Here is an 18211-nt window from a genome sequence, read left to right as displayed (position 1 = left end):
CAGGCGATGATCGAGCGCATCGCGATGAAGGACGGCCGGTCGGTGACCCGCTTGGCCTCCTGGATCGCGGCGAAGATCGAGCCGCCGAGCCGGGTGAGTCGGAGCCAGGTGTGTCGCAGCCAGGTGCGTCGGAGCCGTCGGTCACGCGCGCGCCGGCCATGGCGCCGGCCGCCGACCCGGCCGCGGCGCTGCACCGCATGTACGTCGACACCAGTCCGTTCAGCGCGGCGCACCTGAGCCTGAACGCGGAGGTGCTGGGGCCCGAGCGCATGGTGTTCGGCACCGACTCCCCGCCGATGGCCGCGCCGCTGGAGGACTTCATCCGGATGATCGAGAAGCTGCCGGTCGACAAGGCGGCCCAGCAGCGCATTCTCGGTGGCAACGCGCAGGCCCTCTTCGACCTCACGAGTCGTCCGTGACCGTCACGCAAGACACCCTCACCACGGCCGAACGACGCACCCCGGAGTGCGTCCGTGACCGTCACGCAAGACACCCTCACCACGGCCGAACGACGCACCCCGGAGTGCGTCCGTGACCACCACACAAGACACCCTCACCACGGCCGAACGACGCACCCCGGAGTGCGTCCGTGACCACCACACAAGACACCCTCACCACGGCCGAACGACGCACCCCGGAGTGCGTCCGTGACCACCACACAAGACACCCTCACCACGGCCGAACGACGCACCCGGCAGTGCGCGGGCGTTCGAAGCCGTGGAGCCGGGTGAAGGTTCGTGTCACGACCCGGCGGTCGGTGCCCGAACCGGTGCCGCCGGCCACTTCGCCGTCGGTCACCGCCTTCGGGCGGCCGGCCGCCCCGTCGTCGCGGATCGCGATGCGGGTCCGCGGGAACGCTCCTGGTGCGGTGGGCCCCACCGGCCGGACCCGGCCGACGGTGGGGCCCCCGCACCTCGGGGCGGCCGGACTCAGCAGGTGGGCACGCCGGGCAGCCACTCCGGGCCCTTGATGTAGATGTTCGTCATCCACGAGCCGTCGGTGAGCCGGGACCAGGCGTCGTTGGTGTAGCCGTCGGCGGTCACCGTCTGGGCGTGGGCCTGGCAGACCACGTTGACGGTGGTGGGCTGCGGGAAGTAGTCCACGACGGCGGCGCTCACGTTGGCCTCGGAATGGGTGCGCACCGCGGTGCCCCAGGTCTGGAAGGCCTTGCTGCCACCGCTCGGCGGCGGGGTGGAGGTGCCGCCGCAGTCCGGGATGCCGGGCAGCGACGCCGGGCCCTTGATGTAGATGTTCGTCAGCCAGGAGCCGTCGGACAGCTGGGACCAGATGTCGTTGGTGTAGCCCTCGGCGGTGACCGTCTCGGCGTGCTTCTGGCACATCACCGACACCTGGGTGGGACCGGGGAAGGTGTCCACGACGGACGAGCCGACGCTGGGCGAGGAGTGGGTGCGCACCCGGGTGCCCCAGGTCTCGAAGGTGGTGCCACCGTTGGCCGGCGGGGGCGGCACCGTGCCGGAGCCGTCGATGCGGACGGCGCCCGCGTAGTCGCCGCCGGTCCGCACCGGCGTCACCCGGATGTGGGTGCCCGACTCGTAGGCCTCCACCATCTGTCCGGCGCCGATGTAGATGGCGACGTGGTGGATGTGGCCGCTGCCCCAGAACATCAGGTCGCCGGGGAGGAGGGGCGCCGAGCCCTGCGCCGCGGAGAACCTGGCCGCCGCGTGCGAGGTGTGGAACTGGTCGTCGGCCGTGCCGTTGATCAGGTCCCGGCCGGTCGCCTGGGCGTAGGCGTAGCGGGTCAGGCCGGAGCAGTCGAAGCCTCTGCGCTCGTTGTCGTGGAGGCTGTCGGGGTCGGAGCCGTCGTAGTAGCCGTAGGTCGGGCCCGGGGTGGCGCCGTGGCCGCCGCCCCAGCTGTACCAGACCCCGATCTGGCCGCACGCGGCGCGGACAGCGGCCTCGGCGGTGGCCGACGCGCCCGGGGCGAGGACGTCGCAGGCGGCCTGCGCGGAAGCGGGGGCGGCCGACGCGGCGTTCGCCGCCGTCACGGGCAGGGCGGCGGAGACGGCGAGGGCGGCGACGGCGGCCAGCGAGCGGCCGACGACGTGGCGCGAGCTGATGGTGGTGTTCACGGGCACATCCTCCGTTGACGGTGTGTCATCCCGGGGACCGTGCGGAGCGTGCGGCGATATGCCTCGTAGCGAGTGACCTACGTCACATCACACGAGGGGTGGGGCGCTCATATCCGATCCGCCCTTCCGCCGTCCCCCGGATGCCACCGCCGTGCACGGCGCCGATCGCACGCGCCCCTCCGGCGGGCGGCTCCCTGCCCGCCGACCGAGGGACACGACATGGCTTCTTCCGGGCCGCCGACGACCGCCCCGACCCGACCCCGCTCCGTCCTGCGCCGCCGGCTGGCCGCCTGCGCGCCCGCCGCGGCGCTGGCCGGCACCCTGCTCGCCGCCCCCACCGCCGCCGCGGTCCCCGCCGCCCCGTCGGCCTACGAGGTGTACGTCTGGGCGACCGGCGTGAACCTGCGCCCGTGCCCGCGGGTGGCCGACGCCTGCCGGCCCACCGGCGTCCGCCTGGGGCGCGAGTACGTCGCCGCCTACTGCCAGGCCCTCGGTGACCGCGTCGTCGACGGGCCCTACGAGAACGCCTACTGGGTGGAGGTCGCCGCCCACGGCCACGTCGGCTGGATCAGCGCCGTGTACGTGCGCGGCGGCGACAACAACCAGCCCGTCCCCGGCATCCCGGGCCCCGACAGCTGTGTCTGACCCGTTCCCGCCGTCCGTGTTCCGCCCTCCACGTCAGGAGACCGCCGTGCCCCGCTTCCCGTCCTTCCGCCGCTCCGTCGCCACACCTGCCACCCTCGCCGTCGCCACCGCGGCCGTCCTGCTGGCCACCGCCCCGACGGCCGGAGCCCGGACGGCCCCCGCCGCCCAGGCCGGCCGGTACTACCACACCTGGGCCACGGACGTGAGCGTCCGGGTCAGCGAAGCCGATCCGAACACCTGCGGACGCCACCCGTCCGTCGCCAACTGCCCCGACGTGCGCGAACACCTCCAGCCGAGCACGCAGTTCTACGTCTACTGCCAGGGCCCCGGGCAGACCGTGGGCGGGAACCCGTACTGGCTGATGATCAACAGCGGTACGACAACGGGGTGGATGGCCAGTTACTACGTCGCCTACCCGGACAACCGGCTGCCCGACGTCCCGGACTGCCCCGGCATGAGCGGTGTGGGCGGGGCCGGCGCGCAGGCCGCCGCGAGGAGCGCACGCGCGCTCGGCCCGTACAGCGTCACGGCGTACGAGACCGTCAACATCCGCAGCGCGCCCAACACGTCGTCCCGGGCCTTCGACAAGATCCGGGCCGGGGAGACCCGTTCGGACGCTCTCTGCTGGACACACGGCGAGACCGTCCGGGACCACGGCTACACCAACGACGTGTGGATCGGCTTCACCGAGGGATGGGCCAGTGCGGTCTACCTGAAGGGGAACGAGTACGCGGGGCTGCCGGCCGACGCGAAGTGCTGAGACGGCGTACGAAGCAGGGGGGCGGGGCCGAGTGCCCCGCCCCCCCTTTGTCTCTCACGCCCCGTCAGCGGGCCCTGGTGTCGGCCAGCGCGGCCCGCATCTTGGCGAGGCCGCGCATCCGGTTGCGCTGCACGGTCCCCCGGTGCGCGCCGAGCCGCTCCCCCGCAGCGTCGTGACTGAGTCCCTCCAGGTCCACCAGGATCACCGCGGCGGCTTCCTTCGGCGACAGCAGGGCGAGCAGTGCCAGCGCCGCGCACCGGGCCTCGCAGCGTTCGACTCCGCCGTCCCAGCCGGGTTCGGGCAGCCGGTCGGTGGCCGTCTCCCGGCGGGACGGCCGCTGCCAGGAGTCCCGCAGCAGGTTGAGCGCGGTCGCCGAGGCGTAGGCGTACGGATGCTGCTGGGGGGCGAGAGTGTGCCCCCTGGCCCGGCGGGCGAGCCGCATGTAGGTGTCCTGGAGCAGGTCGTCCGCGTCGTGCGGATTTCCGGTCAGGGTCAGCAGCCGGCGGCGCAGCCGGGGCATGACCTCGGTGAAGACGGCGTCGAACTCGGCCGAGTTCATGCCGTCGAGCGGACGGTCCACGACGGTGTCGCAGGGCTCGGTGATGCTCATCGTTCGTTTCCCCCATGTGCCCGCGGGGCCGCTGGTCGGGTGGGCGCGGGCTGCTGCTGTGTCCGGGCGGGGCTCGACGCGCCGGCCGGTCGTGCGGACGGACTCGGTACGGACGGAGCCGGTACGGGCCGACTCGGGACGGAAGTACTCCGTGCGGTGGTGCGGTGGTGCGGTGGTGCGGGGCACTGCGGTGGTGCGGGTAGGCGCGGGCGCTGCGGTGCCGTGCGTTGGAACGGGGCAGTGCGGTGCGGGCAGGCGCGGGCGAGCCGGCTCAGGCCGGTGCGGCCGTGGTCCCCGTCCCGTTCGGCAGTTCCACGGGGCCGAAGCGGGCGGCCCGCTGCCCGGACAGCAGCGCCCAGTACCGGTCCCCGTAGGACCAGTGCCACCACTCCGTGGGGTAGTTGACGAATCCGGCGGACGTCAGCGCCCGCCGCATGACCTCACGGTGCGCGCGGGCGGTGGCGTCGATGTTCGGCGCGTCCGTGCGGCACGCGGCGTCGCTCTCCTCCGGGGTCGCGTTGACCTCGGTGCCCAGGGGCAGTTCGGTACCGTCCTCGGTGCACAGGGTCAGGTCGATCGCGCCGCCGCTGACGTGCGGGGCGACCTCGGGCGGCGAGATGTAGGCGCTGGCCAGTTCCCGGATCCGGGCCGTGGATGCCTCGGGGTGCGCCGCCCGCAGGGTCGCCGAGTACCGCTCGAAGTAGGCGCGCTGGAGGCCCGGGGGCCGGTACGCCTCGACCACCAGGAACCGCGTCCCCGGGGGGAGCGCGCGCTGGGCCCGGAGGAGCCTGTCGAGGACGCCGGACCGGGTCCGGGCGTAGGCGCCCAGGCCGTCGGCCTTCCGGCCGTCGAGCAGCAGCTCCGGTATGTCCCGGAGGTCGACGAGCGGTTCGCCGCAGTCGTCCAGCGGGACGGCCGCCACGCGCGGGTCTGAGAGAGTGATGATGTCGGTCACGTACCGATGGTCCCGGTCGCCTCTGCAAAACCTCTGCTGAAGCTCTGCAAGCGCCCGGCCGCTCCCGGTCGGGGCCCGGCGCCGATGAGCGGGACACGGCTCGGCGCGGCCGGACGGAGTGCCCAGCGGAGTCCTCCGTCCGGCATCGTTCAGCCGCGTTCCTCCCACGTCTCCCTGCCGCCGAGGGCCAGGAACGCCGCGTGCGCCTGACGGCGGGCCTCCTCGGCCGCCGGGTGGTCGCCGTGCGCCGCGTGCACCATGGCCAGGTCGCGCAGGGTGCGGGCGCGCCAGAGCGGCAGGGCGAGCCGTTCCCAGAGGGCGAGCGCCTCCCGCAGCGGGGCCTCCGCGCCGTCCGGGTCTCCTCCCGCGAGGTGCCACTCGCCCCGGGTGCGCAGCACCAGCGCCTCACCGAAGCGGTCCTCCCGTTCCCGGGCCACCGTCAGGCAGCGGCCGAGCCGCTCGTCCGCGCGGTCCAGCAGACCCTTCCTCAACTCCACCTTGGCCAGCGCCTGTTCGGTGTACATGAGGCCGAACGAGTCGCCGAGCGACGTGAAGATGTCCAGCGCCTCGGCGAGCCGGTCGGTGGCGTCGGACAGCGCGCCGCGCGCCCGGTCGCACAGGGCGATCGAGCGCAGGGTGAGGCCCTCGCCCTGGCGGTCGCCGACCCGCCGGAACAGCTCCAGGGACCGGGCCAGCGCCTCCCGGGCCTGGTCGCCGCGCCCCTGCTCACGGTGGACGTAGCCGATCCCGTACAAGGTGCGGGCCAGGCCCGCGTCGTCGCCGAGCGTGCGGTACCGCTCCAGGGCGGCGGTGAGTGCTTCGGAGGCCTCGCCGAACCGGGCCTGTTCGCGGCGGATGGTGCCGATGCCGACCAGGGCGGTGGCACTGCCCCGCAGCGCGTCGCGCGCGGCGTCGCCCGGTGGCCCCCCGGCGTCGCCCGTGGTCGGCGTCTGCTCGTCGAACAGCCGCCGCGCGCGCTCCAGGCAGGCGTACGCCTCCTCGAACCTGTCCTGCTCGTAACGGAGTTGGCCGAGGCCCACGAGCAGCCAGGCCTCGCCCTCGCCGTCCCCCTCCCGGCGCACCGCGTCCAGGGCGACGGTGTGGGTCTGCGCCCAGACGTCGAACTGGTTGTACAGGGCGGCGGAACTGGCTATCAGGGCGCCCGCCAGTTCGCGCGCGGCCCGGGTCATGCCCTGGGCGGCACAGTGGTGAACGGCCGAGACCAGGCAGTTCTGTTCGGCGGCGAACCAGGCGGCGGGCCGGGACAGCAGCCGGTCCTGGACCTCGGGGTCGAGGCGGCACTCCGGGTCGGGTTGCGGCAGCAGCCAGGAGACCCCGCCGGGCCCCTGGACGGCCGCGCGATCGGAGAGCGTGAGCCAGCAGGCGACCAACCGCCGTACGGCGCTCTCGCGTTCGGCGGGGCTCTCCTCGGTCAGGCAGCGCTCGCGGGCGTGTTCCCTGACGAGGTCGTGGATGCGGTAGCGGTTCTCGCCGGTGCCGTCGGTGCCGAGCACCTCGATGAGGTGGCAGTCGACGAGCCGTTCGACGGCCTCCTCCGCCTCCTCCGTGCCGATGTCGAGGAGGGGCGCGGCGATCCAGGCGGCGAAGTCGGGCAGGTCCATCAGCGCGAGGCGGCGCAGTGCCCGGCGTTCGGGCGGGTCCAGTTCCGCGTAGCCCAGTTCGAGGCTGGTGCGCACCTCCAGGTCGCCGACCCGGAGTTCGTTGAGGCGGCGGCGTTCGTCGCGCAGCCGTCCGGCGAGCTGTCCGGGGCCCCAGTGCGGTCGTGCGGCGAGCCGGGCGCCCGCGATCCGCAGGGCGAGCGGGAGTTGGCCGCACAGGGTGACGATCTCGCTGAGGTCGCCGGGCCCGGAGCGCGTGCCGGTGCGGCCCGCGACCGTGGTCAGCAGGTCCAGCGCCTCGCCGGGGTCGGGCACCGACAGGTCGAGGTGGACCGCGCCCTCCAGGGCGGTCAGCCGCCGCCGGCTGGTGATCAGCACGGCCGAGCCGGGTCCGGGCGGCACCAGGGGCCGCAGCCCGGCCTCGCCGGGGGCGTTGTCCAGGATCAGGAGGATGCGGCGGCCCGCGAGTTGGGTCCGGTAGAGGCCGATCAGGTCGTCGGTCCCGGAGACGGGCTCGGGATCGACGCCGAGCGCCCGCAGCAGCCGGGCGAGGGCGTCGGCGGTGGTCAGCGGAGTGGTGTCGGAGGCGCGCAGGTCGAGGAAGAGGCGGCCGTCGGGGAAGAGGTGCGCCGCGCGATGGGCGGCGTGGACGGCGAGCGCGGTCTTGCCCATGCCGGGGCGGCCGGAGACGACCGCGACGGGCGGGGCGGTCCTGGCGGGGTCACGGGCCTGGTCGAGGAGCGCGGTGGCCCAGGCGACCTGGCGGGTCCGGCCGACGAAGTCGGCGACGTCCGGCGGGAGATGGGAAGGCGGGCGGACCGGCCGGCCACCGGTCGCGGACGCACCGGGGCCGGCCGGGTCCGGCGGGGGCGCGGGCGCCGGGACACCCGGACCGACGGGCGCGGGGTCCTGCGGGCCGACGGGCGCGCGGCCGGACACGCCGGACACGGAGCCGGACGCGCCGGAGGCGGGCCCGGACACGCCGGGCGCGGGGGCTTCGGCCGTCCCCGAGTGCCCGGCGGCGAGCGCGGGGTCGTTGCGCAGCACGGCGAGGTGGAGCGCGCGCAGCTCGGGTCCGGGGTCGAGGCCGAGGTCGGCGCGGAGCATGTCGCGGCCCTCCTGGAAGACCCGCAGCGCGTCGGGCGCCCGGCCGATCCGGAAGAGGGCGGTCATCAGCTGGGCGCGCGGCCCTTCGCGCAGCGGATGGGCGGCGACATGGGAGAGCAGCGGAGCGACGACCTCGGCGGCGTGCCCCATCCTCAGCCGCAGTGCGTAGAGGCGCTCCTGCGCGACGAGCCGAAGTTCCTTCAGCCGGGCCGCCTCGATCCGGGCGAAGGACTGGGTGACGCCTTCCAGGGCGTCCTGCCCGCGCCACAGGGCGAGGGCTTCGGTGAGCAGGTCGAGCGCCTCGGTGTCGCGTCCCTCGTCCGCTGCGCACCGTCCGGCCGACAGCAGCCGTTCGAACCGGCGGGCGTCGACCTGGTCGGGGGTGAGATCGGCGAGGTAGCCGGGGGCCCGGGTGCGGATGGCGGAGGCGGCGCCGGCCGGCGCCAGGGCGCGGCGGGCGGCGGCGACGTGCGAGGCGACCAGCGCACCCGCGGTCGCGGGGGCGCGTTCCTCCCAGACCAGGTCCACCAGCCGTGCGGTGGACAGGACTTCACCCAGGTGCACGACGAGCGCGGCCAGCAGCGCCACGGGTCTCGATCCGCCCAGGGGCAGACTCCGGGTGCCGTCGTCCCACACCTCGACCGGCCCCAGCAGGCGCACTTCGATCATCGTTCCCCGGCAAGCATCGGTCCGCGCGTAAGACCTGACAACGATATCCGAGGCCGGGTGCAGGCATCACGGATCGCCGGACCGCTGGCCGGTTTCGAGCGGTCCGGTGGCACCGGATCCCGGCCGGGGCACGGCCGGGAGCGCTCTCGCCCACCTCTCGGCGCGAGCGGGTATTGGCCGGTTCCGGTGCTGACCCGGCCACGGGACGCGGACATACGAAGGACGCGCCGGGCGCCTCCTTCGTATGACTGCCCGACCCAACCGCCCGACGAGTGGTGCTCATACGGGACGGGAGTACGCGCCGTCCGCCCTGTGACCAGGAGTCACCGAGCGAGGAGACGACGATGACGAACACCCTGCGCACGGCGGCACGTTCACTGCGCCGCGCGGTCCCGGCCGGCGCCGTCGCGGCGGCCGCGGCACTTCCCCTGCTGCTTCCCACTACGGCCCGGGCGACCACGTCGGACGCCCAGTTGTACGTGTGGGCGACCGGTGTGAACGTACGGGACTGCCCGGAGGTCTCCGCGGCCTGCCCGCCGATCCAGGGCGCGCAGATCGGCAGGCGGTGGGTGACGGCGTTCTGCCAGCGCCAGGGCACCGAGGTGGTGGACGGCCCCTACCGCAACAACTGGTGGGTGCAGGTGAACGCGGGCGGCCCGATCGGCTGGATCAGCGCGGTGTACGTGCGCGGCGGCGACAACGACCAGCCGGTGCCCGGCCTGTCCACCGAGTCCATCTGCCACTGACCCCGAGGACGGCCGCACGCACGCTCATACGAGGGGCGCGTGGACGCCGTCTCCCGGACGACGCGTCACCATCCGTCCACCGACACCGAGAGGGGCACCCGCTGTGTCCTCGAAGTCCATGACCCGTCTGTTCTCCTGGCGGGCGCTGTGCACCACCCTGCTCGGCCTGACAGCCATGCTGGGGCTGATGTCGGCGCCCGCGCAGGCCGACGTCGCGACGTCGCCCGTCCACATCTGGGCCAGCCAGGTGCGGGTGCGCGAGTGCGCGAGCGTCACCTGCGGACTGGTCTCGCAGGAGCGGCTCACCAACGTCACCGTGCAGGCGTTCTGCCAGCGGTGGGGCGACCGCGTCTCCGACGGCTCCTACTACAACCACTACTGGGTCGAGGTCATCACGCCGCAGCACTGGCTGGGCTGGGTGAGCGCCGTGTACGTCAGCGGCGGGTCCAACGACGGCCCGGTGCCCGGCGTGCGGGTCGAGACCGACTCCAGCCCCGTGTACTGCGAGTACCCGTAGTCCGCGGGGTACGGGCCCGCGACCGCGTCACAGGAAAGGGAACCTCATGAACGTGCAGCACCTGACGTCCGGACGGCGGCTGCGCCGGGCGGTCGTCCTCCTCGCCTCCGCCGCCTGTCTGAGCACGGCCGTGGCCGGCGTCGCCAGCGCCGGCGATCGGTCGCCCGACGGGAGGCGGGCCGCCCCGGTGAGCGCCGTTTCGGCGGCGGCGGTCGAGCACTACGGCAACATGGCCACGGGCGGCTGCCTCGACGACAGCTTCGCGTACGGCTTCCGGGGCTTCGGCTGCAACGACAGCGACTTCCAGAACTGGAGCGTGCGGGTCTGGCAGGAGGACGGCACCCGCCAGTTCCGCAACGTCTCCACCGGCCGCTGCATCTACGGCGGTGTGGGCGCCGGTGCCCACCCGGACACCCGGTCCTGCGACTCGTCCAAGCAGCAGAGCTGGTGGGTGTACAAGCGGGGCGACCAGGTGAGCTTCGAGAACCAGGCGACCGGTCTCTGCCTCGACGACAGCGAGTACGGCCTGCGCATGCTGGCCTGCTCCTACAACCGCAACCAGACCTGGCGCTGATCGCCCTCCGGGCGCCGGCGCCGGAGGGGTCCACGGGGGAACCCCTCCGGCGCCGGTCCGTACGGCCGAGCACCCTGCGTGGGCCGGCCGGTGGGGTCCCCGGCGCCCGAGGGCCGGCACGGCCCGAGTCCGCCGCAGACGGCGCAGGCACGTCGGCGCCTCGGTCCCGACCGGCCTTCCGCGTCACCGGCCGCAGGCGTGCGGCGCCGGGCCGGACACGGGCGCCCCCGGGCAGTCGCCACACCCCGGACATGCGCGGTGATGCGCCTACTCGCGCACGAGGCGCCCGGTGCGCACTCCGCACCGCTCCCGCACCGGCCGCGCCTTCGACCACGAGGCGGACGACGGCGAGGCGAGGAGATGTGGTCTGCCGCCCGAGGGGGCGACCGTGGGTCACGGCCCGAGGGGCCCGTCGGCGGATGCCCGCGACTCCGGCTCGGACGATGTCCTGCCCTTCAGCGCGGCATCCAGGGCGCTGCGGATCTCAGGAGACAGACACGCGGACCGCGGCCACTGCACGAGGCGGGCCGCCACCTCCCGCAGCTTGATGTTCGTGTGCTGCGAGACCTCTTCGAGGACGTCCCAGGCTGTCTCGGGCAGGACGCCGCCATAGGCGATCACGACGCCGATCGCCTGGTCCACGACGGCATGCGAGGTGACGGCCTCCGTCAGCTGCTCGATCTGCTCCTGCAGAGCGGCGATCTCACCCTCGCGGTCGTCCACGTCATACTGCGGCATGTCGGCCCGCTCCCTTCAAACGGCCACACCAATCGGGTTTCTCCTGCCCCCGAGGGGCACGAAGATGCGGCACCGGCGCCGGCGCACGCGCCCGGCCGAGGGATGAAAACGCAGCTCACAGCACCGTTCGCCGTAGCCCGCGGTCCATGGCCGTGTCCCACCGCCGTCGACGGCCCGCAGGCATCGCCGCCGCGGCGCAGCAGGCGGCGGCACCTCCTCGGGAGCGGTCCACCCCCCTTCACGCAGGAGGCGGCTCCCCGGTGCCGCCGACCTGCCGGCCGCTGGGCACCGGCGAAGAGCACGGCGTCTGCGCGACGCTGTCCTGCCGCCGGACCGGCAACGGACCGCCCCGGACGCTAGGCGTGCTCGACCGTGGCGTGTTGCCGGCCGGGCTGATCGGTGCGGTCAGCCTCGTCCTGGGCGAGCAGGGAGAGCAGCGCGGCCACCGTCAGACCCAGCCCGGCCTCGGTGGGATGGCGCAGGACCTTCGTGGGGTCGATTCGGTAGGTGTTGCCGCGCCCCTCACGCGTATGCGAGAGGTAACCCTCATGCTCGAGATCCGCGATGATCTTCTGCACGGCACGCTCGGTGAGCCGGCAGTGCGCGGCGATGTCGCGAATGCGGGCACTCTGGTTGTCCGCGATAGCAGCGAGCACGCGGGCGTGATTCGTCAGAAACGTCCAACCGATGTGTGGCTCGGGCACTCCATCCATGAGTCGAGTTTACCAACCCGTCGTTCACGCATGCTCAAACACGTATTAGCATTCGTGTATCAGTTGACGCATCCCGGTTACCCGGGAGAACGTTGCTGCAGATGTCGGCAACCCAGACGCGGGAGTGGATCATGCATGTCTCTGCTCACGGCGGCCGGCCCGTCACGGCGCCGTGCTCCCCCAGCCGGGGCAGCGGGGGCGGCGAGGGCCGGATCCTGCCGCCCGGCCTGGCGACCGCGACGTACGAAGCGAGCGGCGACCGGGTGCGAGTGACGCTGAGGGGCGAACTCGATCTCGACTCCCAGCGGTCACTGCGATCCGGCCTGTTCGAAGCGCTCGCCGCCTCGGCCACCGGCCTCGACCTCGACCTGAGCGGGCTCGGCTTCTGCGATTGCGCCGGCCTCGACGTCCTGCTGGCGCTCCGCCAGCGGGCCCTGGGCCAGAGCAAGTCCGTCGCCATCCGCGCCACGAGCCCCGCGGTCGACCTGCTGCTCACACTCCTGCAAGCCGGGGAGCTGTTCACTCCACCGCGCCCGCGCACCGCCGAGCCACGCCGCGCGGCGTCGGCGAACGGCTCCGCCCGACGCCGCCAGCCCCACCACCGGACTCCCTGTGCTCTGGGAGAGAGCCGGACGGACTGATCAGGCCCACGCCCGGAGCGGTCGTTCGGGTGGAGATCGCGCCAGGTCGTCGGAGCCCAGCCGGAAGCTCGCCGTCCGGCCCCATCCCGCCGTCGGCAGCGTCCGCGCCGGTGTCCGGGACACCGGCGCCGTGACGCCACCATGCCCGGCGACGCCCTTGGCGTGGTCGCGGCAGACCCGACGCCGTTCGTCTGTGTCGTCACGAGGCCGGACGGAGGGTCATCGAGCGGGTGGTGCGCCCCGGTGGGCTCAGCGCGCCGTCGACGCGGCGCAGCGCGGTCCGGCGGCCCGGGTCGGGGAGTTGGTCGGCGACCGCCGCGGGCAGGTCGGTGCGGCCGGAGACGGAGAGTTTGCGGTAGACGCGGCTGAGGTGGAGTTCGACGGTGCGCCGGGTGACGTAGAGACGGTCGGCGATCTCCTTGTTCGTCAGGCCCTCGGCGGCCAGCAGGGCCGTGCGGTGCTCGGCCGGGGTGAGGGCGTCGAGGCCGGTCTCGGCGCCGCGCCGGGGGCGGGCGCCGGCCGAGGCAAGGTCGTCGCGCAGCGCGTCCACCAGCGCTCCGGCGCCGCACCTCTCGGCCAGGGCGAGAGCCGCGCGCAGTTGTTCGCGGGCCTGGCGGGCCTTGCGCAGGCGCCGCAGTTCGTGGCCCAGGGAGCGCAGTACGCGGGCCTGCTGCAGCCACGCCCCGGTGTCCCGCAGGAGGTCGGCCGCCTCGTACAGCAGCGGGGCGCGCTGTCCGCCCCGGGTGACCAGGGCGAGCGTGTGCAGGGCGGTGGCCACGGCGTGCGGGGCTCCCCAGGCGCGGGCCTGTTCCAGTTCCTCGCCGGCCAGCCGCTCGGCGGCGGCGGTGTCGCCCTCGTGGGCGTACAGGGCGGCGGCGGCCGCGCGCCACGGGTGACGGTCGGGGTGGTGCGCCTCGCGCAACTGCCGTCCGCACTTCTCCAGGTCGGCGAGTCCGGCCTGGGTGCGGCCGAGCACGGCGTGCAGCCGGCCCCGGTGGAACAACAGCTCGGGCAGGGCCGCTTCGGGCAGCTCGGTCAGCGCGAGGTCGTCCAGGAGCAGGCCGCGTGCCCCGTCCAGGTCGCCGGTGTCCAGCAGGATGCCGCCGAGCCTGCTGCGGGCCAGGGCGCTGCCGAGCCAGGTGCCGGCGGGTCCGTCCGTGAGGGCCCGGCGGGCCGCTTGTGCCGCCTCGCGCAGCCGCCCGGCCTGGTGGCCGCAGGTGGCGAGGCCGGCCTCGGCGAGGGCCGCCATGGTGCGGGCGCCGTCCGCACGGGCCGCGGCGGCCAGGGCGCGGCAGGCGTCCAGTGCCTCTTCGTGCTCCCCCGCGTCGCACAGCAGCTCGGCGAGCAGCAGCCGCAGCGGTGTGGTGGGCACGTCGGCCGGGCCGGCGGGTTCGCTCAGCCCGGCGCGGGCGTGGCGTACGGCCTCCTCGCGCCGCCCGCCGTGCGACCGGGCGGCGAGCGCCGCCAGCGTCGCCTGGGCGCAGCGCACCCAGGGGATCCGGGCGGTGCCGGGCGCGGCGGGGACGGGCAGCGGCGTGCGGCCGCCGCCGGTGAGCAGGGTGAGGACGCCGAGGACGGCGAAGGCGCCGGCGGCCGGTTCCGGGGCGGGGTCGAGCGGCTCGAGATCCACGAGTGTGCCTCGCACGATGTGCCGGGCGGCGTCCAGATCGCCGTCGAGGGCGGTGGCCTGGACGAGGTTGACGAGGGTGGCGATGGCGGCGTCGTCACCGGCGTGGCGCGGCCGGGCAAGGGCGCGCAGGCGGCTGACGGCGGCGGCGGGCGCGTCGGCGGCGAGTTCGACACAGCTGAGCCGCCGCAGCAGCTCGGGCTGGTCGCCGGGTCCGCCTTCGCGGGCGCACCGCTCCAGCAGGCTGCGGGCTTCGTCCATGTCGTGCCGGGACAGGGCGGTGCAGGCGGCGTCGAACAGCAGCCGGTAGGCCCAGCGCTCGCCGATGGGCGGGGCGTGCCGCAGGTGGTGGACCACTTCGTGCGCGGGGGCGCCGGAGGCGTGCAGGGCGCGGGCCGCCGCCGCGTGCAGCCGGGCGTGTTCGCTGGGCGGCAGCGCGGCGAGGAAGGACACCGGCATCATCGGCTGGGCGAAGGCGACGCCCTCGCCGGCCTCCTGGAGGACGCCGCAGCGGACGAGGGTGTGGAGCATGTCGGCGGCCTCGGTCTGCGGGATCCCGACGAGCTCGGCGACCAGGGCGGGGGTGCCGGCCCGGCCGGTGACGGCGACGGAGTCCAGGGCGCGGCCGACACCGGGGAAGCGTTCCTCGAAACGCGCGACGACGGTCTCCGCGACCTCCACCGAACCCAGGGAGTCGATCTGTTCGCAGGTCGGCTCGGTGGCCGTGCCGCAGCGTCTGAGCTCGCGCAGCAGGGCGTGGATGAGCAGCGGGTTGCCGCCGGTGACCCGGTGGCAGGCGCGCACCACGGCGTCGGCGACGGGCCGGCCGAAGAAGGAGGTCAGCAGGTAGCCGACGGCGTCCGGGTCCAGGCCGGACAGCACCGTGCGCTGGTGGAAGTCGGAGACGACGCGGGCGAGGGCGGCGGTGCCGGCTCCTCGCGCGCCCGGCACCCGCGCGGCCGTTTCGCCGTGGCCGGTCGCGACGCGTTCGCCGCCGAATCCGCCGGCTTCGCCCCCGCGTCCGGCACCGCCTCCGTACGGGGTGCCATCGTCGGTGCCGCGGCCGCATCCGCCGGCACCGCCGTCTCCGACGCCGGTGCCAGGGCCGCCCGCCGGGTCCTCGCGGGACGGGGCCAGGCCGGGGACGATGGTGGCCAGCAGCGCCACCGGCAGCCCCTCCAGCCGGGCCATGAGGTGTTCCAGCCAGCACAGCGAACGCCGGTCGGCCCAGTGCAGGTCGTCCACCGCGATCAGCAGCGGGGTGCGGGGGGTGAGCGCGCCGATGAGCTGGTCCAGCCGGTCGGCGGCGGCCTCGGGGCTGCCCGGGTCCGCGGCGGGCGGTCCCGCGGTCCCGCAGTCGGGCGCCGGGCCGGCCGGCGGGCAGGAGCGCAGTTGGCGCAGCACGTCGTAGGTCAAGGCGGTGCCGGACGGCCGCGCACGGATGGATGTCGTCTCGAATCCGCCTGCCCGCGCGGTTCTGACGGCGGCGCGCAGGAGGTACGACTTGCCGGTCCCGATGCCCCCTTCGAGCAGGAGGCTGGCCCCCGCACCGGATGCCGCGGAGGCCAAAACCCTTTGTAAGTCGGATGCTTCACAGTCGCGGCTGAGCACGCGAACCCCTTCCTCGTCGCGTCGGCCCTGGAATGGTGCGGGTCCCGCTCCCCCGTGTGACGCCTCGCGCGGCCCGGGCCGGCGCGGCCGGGCGCCCTGCGGTGTCCACCGGCCGGGCGGGGCGGTCCACCGGAGGGGGCGCCGGGTTCACACGCCGTCCACGGCCCCGTGCCGGCTGCGCCACTGCGGGGTGGCCACGCCGGCCAGGACGACCTCCACCACGTCCTCGGCGAGGGTGGGCGTGAGCGGCAGGTGATTGAAGAGCACGCGGTAGTAGGCGGTGGCGCCGAGCATGTCCAGCAGCAGGTCGATGTCGGCGTCGGGGCGGATGTCCCCGCGCCGGATGCCCCGGCGCAGGGCGGCCGCCGTGGCCGCGCGGCGCGGGTGGAACAGCTCGTTCAGGAACTCCGACTCCAGCTCCGGGTCGTCGGCGAGGTCCGCGATCAGCGCGGGCAGCGCGCGCCGCCCGACGGTGGTGGTGAACGCGTGGCTCAGGGTGCGGATCCCGGCGATCAGGTCGCAGTGGGTGCAGCCGGTGTCGGGCGTGGGTGAGGCGCCCATGGTCTGCACGAGCGCGCTGACCACGAGGTGCTGCCGCGAGCGCCAACGGCGGCGCAGGGTCGGCTTGCTGGTGCCGGCCCGGGCGGCGACCGCCTCCAGCGTCAGCCGGCCGTAGCCCACCTCGTTGAGGATCTCCATCACCGCGGATCGAACCGCGCAGTCGATGCGTTCGTCCCGCGGTCGGCCTCTCGAACGCTGCGCCGTCGGCGGGCTGGTGCCCCCGGCGCCCTGTGGCGTGCTCACCATGCCTCCAGTATATTAATGATTCCGTTCCGCATCGGAAAGTAATTCTCTCACACGAGGTGAGTCATGTCTCAACACGTCGGCGAGTTACCGGAGGACCTGGGCCGTCCCGGGACCGCCGCCGAGTCCGCGCCACCCGCGCGGGCCGAGAGCGTCTTCTCCGGTCCTTACCGGGCGCTCAGCCTCGGCGTGATCCTGTCGGTGAGCATGGTCGCGTTCGAGTCCCTGGGCGTGGCGACCGTGCTGCCGGACATCGCCCGCAGCCTGGACGGGCTGGGCGCCTACGGCTGGGGCCTGTCGGCGCTGATGCTCGCCAACATCATCGGCACCGTGCTCGCGGGACGGGCCGCCGACCGGCGCGGCCCGTGGGGGCCGGTGGCGGCGGGGACGGCCGTCTTCGCCGTGGGCTGCGCCGCGGCCGGGGCGGCCGGCTCCTGGCCGCTGTTCCTGGTGGGCCGCTTCCTGCAAGGTCTGGGCGTGGGCGCGGTGATGGCCATGGCCTACACGGTGATCGGCCTGGCCTATCCCGAGCGCCTGCGGGCGCGGATGTTCGCCCTGCTCTCCTCGGCCTGGACCATCCCGTCGCTGATCGGCCCGGTCGTCGCGGGCACCCTGGCGGACAGCACCAGCTGGCGCGCGGTGTTCCTGCTGATGCTGCCGATCGTCGCGATCGCGGCGCTGCTCACCCTGCCCGGTCTGCGCCGCCTGGAGCGACCGCGGCACGAGGGGCGGCCGGCTCCGGCCGAGCCCTGGTGGAAGGGCCCGCTGGCCAATGCCGTACTGCTGACGCTGGGCACCGGCCTGCTGCTCCAGGCGCTGCTGCTGAAGAACGTGGTCCTGCTGGTCGTGCTCGCCCTGGTGGGCGTCGCCGTCGCCCTGCCGGCGCTGCGGCGGGTCACCCCGGAGGGAACCCTGACGGCACGCGCGGGGCTCGGGGCCGGTGTGGTCATCCGCGGCCTGCTGTGCGGGGTGTACTTCGGCAGCGAGGCGTATCTGCCGCTGGGCCTGCAGGAGTTGCGCGGGCAGAGCGCGTGGTCGGCCGGTCTCGGCCTGTCGGCGGGTGCCATCGCCTGGGTCGTGGGCTCGGCCTGGCAGGCCAAGCGGGACGCCCAGGCGGACGGGCGCTCGGGCAGCGTCGCCCTCGGTTTCGCCGTCCTGCTGCTGGGCGTGGGCGTGATCGCCCTGTCGATCCTGACCGAGACGGTCCCGGCGTGGCTCGCGGTCGTGGGCTGGGCCGTCGGCGGTATCGGCATGGGTGTGGCGTTCAACGCCGCCACGACCGACACGCTGGAACAGACTCCGGCGGAGCGGCAGGGCGAGATGAGCGGGGCCCTGCAGTTGTCGCAGACCCTCGCCACCGGTGTGGTCGCCGGTCTCGGCGGCGCGGCCCTGGCCATCGCCGAGCACTACGACTCCACCACCCGTACGGCGCTGGCCGGGCTGTTCGGCTGCACGGCGCTGCTCGCCCTGGTCGGCGTCCTGCTCTCCCGGCGCCTGCGGCCCACCGCCGCGGCCGGGTGACGTTCTTCCCGGCCGGGCCCTGTGGTCCGGCCGGGAGCGGCCGGTGCCGGCTGCTGGGAACGGCCGGCACCGCGCCGAGGGGTGCTCCCTCGCTTGGGCTGCGCTGGAAGCACCGCGGTTACAAGGCGTCCGGCACGGACGCGGCTCACCGTGCCGGACGCCGAACGGCCCCGCCGTGGACCCGCTTCGACGGGCGGGCGGACCGTGTTCCCCCTCAGGACCGCCGTCGGGACGGCCGGTGCGGACGATGGGCGCGCTCCATCC

Annotated in this window: 16 protein-coding genes; 8 read left to right on the top strand and 8 right to left on the bottom strand. The window is 74.6% G+C overall.

Annotated features, from left to right (window positions below):
* Positions 1-158: 158 nt before the first annotated feature.
* Positions 159-419: an amidohydrolase family protein gene (locus ABVB68_RS36910; RefSeq protein ID WP_503006133.1), complete on the top strand. Its 261-nt coding sequence runs from the start codon at positions 159-161 to the stop codon at positions 417-419.
* Between the two features lie 510 nt (positions 420-929).
* On the opposite strand, the gene ABVB68_RS16055 is transcribed toward ABVB68_RS36910, so the two are convergent.
* Positions 930-2090, bottom strand: coding sequence for an NlpC/P60 family protein (locus ABVB68_RS16055; protein WP_353601698.1), 1161 nt, complete (start codon positions 2088-2090; stop codon positions 930-932).
* Between the two features lie 219 nt (positions 2091-2309).
* Here ABVB68_RS16055 and ABVB68_RS16050 point away from each other — a divergent pair, with 219 nt between their 5' ends.
* Positions 2310-2735: a hypothetical protein gene (locus tag ABVB68_RS16050; RefSeq protein ID WP_353601697.1), complete on the top strand. Its 426-nt coding sequence runs from the start codon at positions 2310-2312 to the stop codon at positions 2733-2735.
* Between the two features lie 46 nt (positions 2736-2781).
* Positions 2782-3495, top strand: a complete 714-nt coding sequence (locus ABVB68_RS16045; RefSeq protein ID WP_353601696.1) for an SH3 domain-containing protein — start codon at positions 2782-2784, stop codon at positions 3493-3495.
* 64 nt (positions 3496-3559) lie between these two features.
* Here the strand turns inward: ABVB68_RS16045 and ABVB68_RS16040 are convergent, their stop codons facing one another.
* The 3 genes from ABVB68_RS16040 to ABVB68_RS16030 form a co-directional block, all read right to left on the bottom strand.
* Positions 3560-4105 (bottom strand): RNA polymerase sigma factor, encoded by a 546-nt coding sequence (locus tag ABVB68_RS16040; RefSeq protein WP_353601695.1) that lies wholly within the window; start codon positions 4103-4105, stop codon positions 3560-3562.
* A gap of 271 nt (positions 4106-4376) precedes the next feature.
* On the bottom strand, positions 4377-5060 hold the full coding sequence (locus ABVB68_RS16035; protein ID WP_353601694.1) for a M15 family metallopeptidase: 684 nt from the start codon (positions 5058-5060) through the stop codon (positions 4377-4379).
* Positions 5061-5209: 149 nt separating this feature from the next.
* The gene (locus ABVB68_RS16030; RefSeq protein ID WP_353601693.1) at positions 5210-8455 is read right to left on the bottom strand and encodes an AfsR/SARP family transcriptional regulator; all 3246 of its coding nucleotides are present in this window, start codon (positions 8453-8455) and stop codon (positions 5210-5212) included.
* Positions 8456-8799: 344 nt separating this feature from the next.
* Between ABVB68_RS16030 and ABVB68_RS16025 the strand changes: the two genes are divergently transcribed.
* The 3 genes from ABVB68_RS16025 to ABVB68_RS16015 all read left to right on the top strand — a co-directional run bounded on the left by ABVB68_RS16025 (position 8800) and on the right by ABVB68_RS16015 (position 10292).
* Positions 8800-9201, top strand: coding sequence for a hypothetical protein (locus ABVB68_RS16025; RefSeq protein WP_353601692.1), 402 nt, complete (start codon positions 8800-8802; stop codon positions 9199-9201).
* Positions 9202-9304: 103 nt separating this feature from the next.
* The gene (locus ABVB68_RS16020) at positions 9305-9718 is read left to right on the top strand and encodes a hypothetical protein (protein ID WP_353601691.1); all 414 of its coding nucleotides are present in this window, start codon (positions 9305-9307) and stop codon (positions 9716-9718) included.
* Positions 9719-9764: 46 nt separating this feature from the next.
* Positions 9765-10292: an RICIN domain-containing protein gene (locus tag ABVB68_RS16015; protein ID WP_353601690.1), complete on the top strand. Its 528-nt coding sequence runs from the start codon at positions 9765-9767 to the stop codon at positions 10290-10292.
* Positions 10293-10685: 393 nt separating this feature from the next.
* On the opposite strand, the gene ABVB68_RS16010 is transcribed toward ABVB68_RS16015, so the two are convergent.
* Entirely contained in the window at positions 10686-11030 is a 345-nt protein-coding gene (locus tag ABVB68_RS16010) for an ANTAR domain-containing protein (protein WP_353601689.1), read from the bottom strand.
* Between the two features lie 356 nt (positions 11031-11386).
* Positions 11387-11743 carry a helix-turn-helix transcriptional regulator gene (locus ABVB68_RS16005; RefSeq protein ID WP_353601688.1) on the bottom strand — a complete coding sequence of 119 codons (357 nt, stop codon included), beginning with the start codon at positions 11741-11743 and terminating at the stop codon, positions 11387-11389.
* A gap of 131 nt (positions 11744-11874) precedes the next feature.
* On the opposite strand from ABVB68_RS16005, the gene ABVB68_RS16000 reads away from it, so the two are divergent.
* On the top strand, positions 11875-12384 hold the full coding sequence (locus ABVB68_RS16000) for an STAS domain-containing protein (RefSeq protein WP_353601687.1): 510 nt from the start codon (positions 11875-11877) through the stop codon (positions 12382-12384).
* Positions 12385-12583: 199 nt separating this feature from the next.
* Here the strand turns inward: ABVB68_RS16000 and ABVB68_RS15995 are convergent, their stop codons facing one another.
* Both ABVB68_RS15995 and ABVB68_RS15990 read right to left on the bottom strand, forming a co-directional pair.
* On the bottom strand, positions 12584-15622 hold the full coding sequence (locus tag ABVB68_RS15995) for a helix-turn-helix transcriptional regulator (protein ID WP_353601686.1): 3039 nt from the start codon (positions 15620-15622) through the stop codon (positions 12584-12586).
* Positions 15623-15769: 147 nt separating this feature from the next.
* Positions 15770-16429 carry a TetR/AcrR family transcriptional regulator gene (locus ABVB68_RS15990; RefSeq protein ID WP_353601685.1) on the bottom strand — a complete coding sequence of 220 codons (660 nt, stop codon included), beginning with the start codon at positions 16427-16429 and terminating at the stop codon, positions 15770-15772.
* 63 nt (positions 16430-16492) lie between these two features.
* Between ABVB68_RS15990 and ABVB68_RS15985 the strand changes: the two genes are divergently transcribed.
* Positions 16493-17947 (top strand): MFS transporter, encoded by a 1455-nt coding sequence (locus tag ABVB68_RS15985; protein ID WP_353601684.1) that lies wholly within the window; start codon positions 16493-16495, stop codon positions 17945-17947.
* Positions 17948-18211: the final 264 nt, after the last annotated feature.

This window comes from Streptomyces sp. NPDC096012, from assembly GCF_040426375.1.
Lineage (GTDB): Bacteria > Actinomycetota > Actinomycetes > Streptomycetales > Streptomycetaceae > Streptomyces.
Note: the sequence above shows the minus strand (reverse complement) of the source record. Positions and strands in the feature narration are given on the sequence as shown.

Coding starts and splice junctions, on each gene's coding strand:
- ABVB68_RS16050 (WP_353601697.1), top strand. CDS start 2,310: ATGGCTTCTTCCGGGCCGCCGACGACCGCCCCGACCCGACCCCGCTCC.
- ABVB68_RS16025 (WP_353601692.1), top strand. CDS start 8,800: ATGACGAACACCCTGCGCACGGCGGCACGTTCACTGCGCCGCGCGGTC.
- ABVB68_RS16000 (WP_353601687.1), top strand. CDS start 11,875: ATGCATGTCTCTGCTCACGGCGGCCGGCCCGTCACGGCGCCGTGCTCC.
- ABVB68_RS15985 (WP_353601684.1), top strand. CDS start 16,493: ATGTCTCAACACGTCGGCGAGTTACCGGAGGACCTGGGCCGTCCCGGG.
- ABVB68_RS16005 (WP_353601688.1), bottom strand. CDS start 11,743: ATGGATGGAGTGCCCGAGCCACACATCGGTTGGACGTTTCTGACGAAT.
- ABVB68_RS16015 (WP_353601690.1), top strand. CDS start 9,765: ATGAACGTGCAGCACCTGACGTCCGGACGGCGGCTGCGCCGGGCGGTC.
- ABVB68_RS16010 (WP_353601689.1), bottom strand. CDS start 11,030: ATGCCGCAGTATGACGTGGACGACCGCGAGGGTGAGATCGCCGCTCTG.
- ABVB68_RS36910 (WP_503006133.1), top strand. CDS start 159: ATGGCGCCGGCCGCCGACCCGGCCGCGGCGCTGCACCGCATGTACGTC.
- ABVB68_RS15990 (WP_353601685.1), bottom strand. CDS start 16,429: ATGGTGAGCACGCCACAGGGCGCCGGGGGCACCAGCCCGCCGACGGCG.
- ABVB68_RS16030 (WP_353601693.1), bottom strand. CDS start 8,455: ATGATCGAAGTGCGCCTGCTGGGGCCGGTCGAGGTGTGGGACGACGGC.
- ABVB68_RS16040 (WP_353601695.1), bottom strand. CDS start 4,105: ATGAGCATCACCGAGCCCTGCGACACCGTCGTGGACCGTCCGCTCGAC.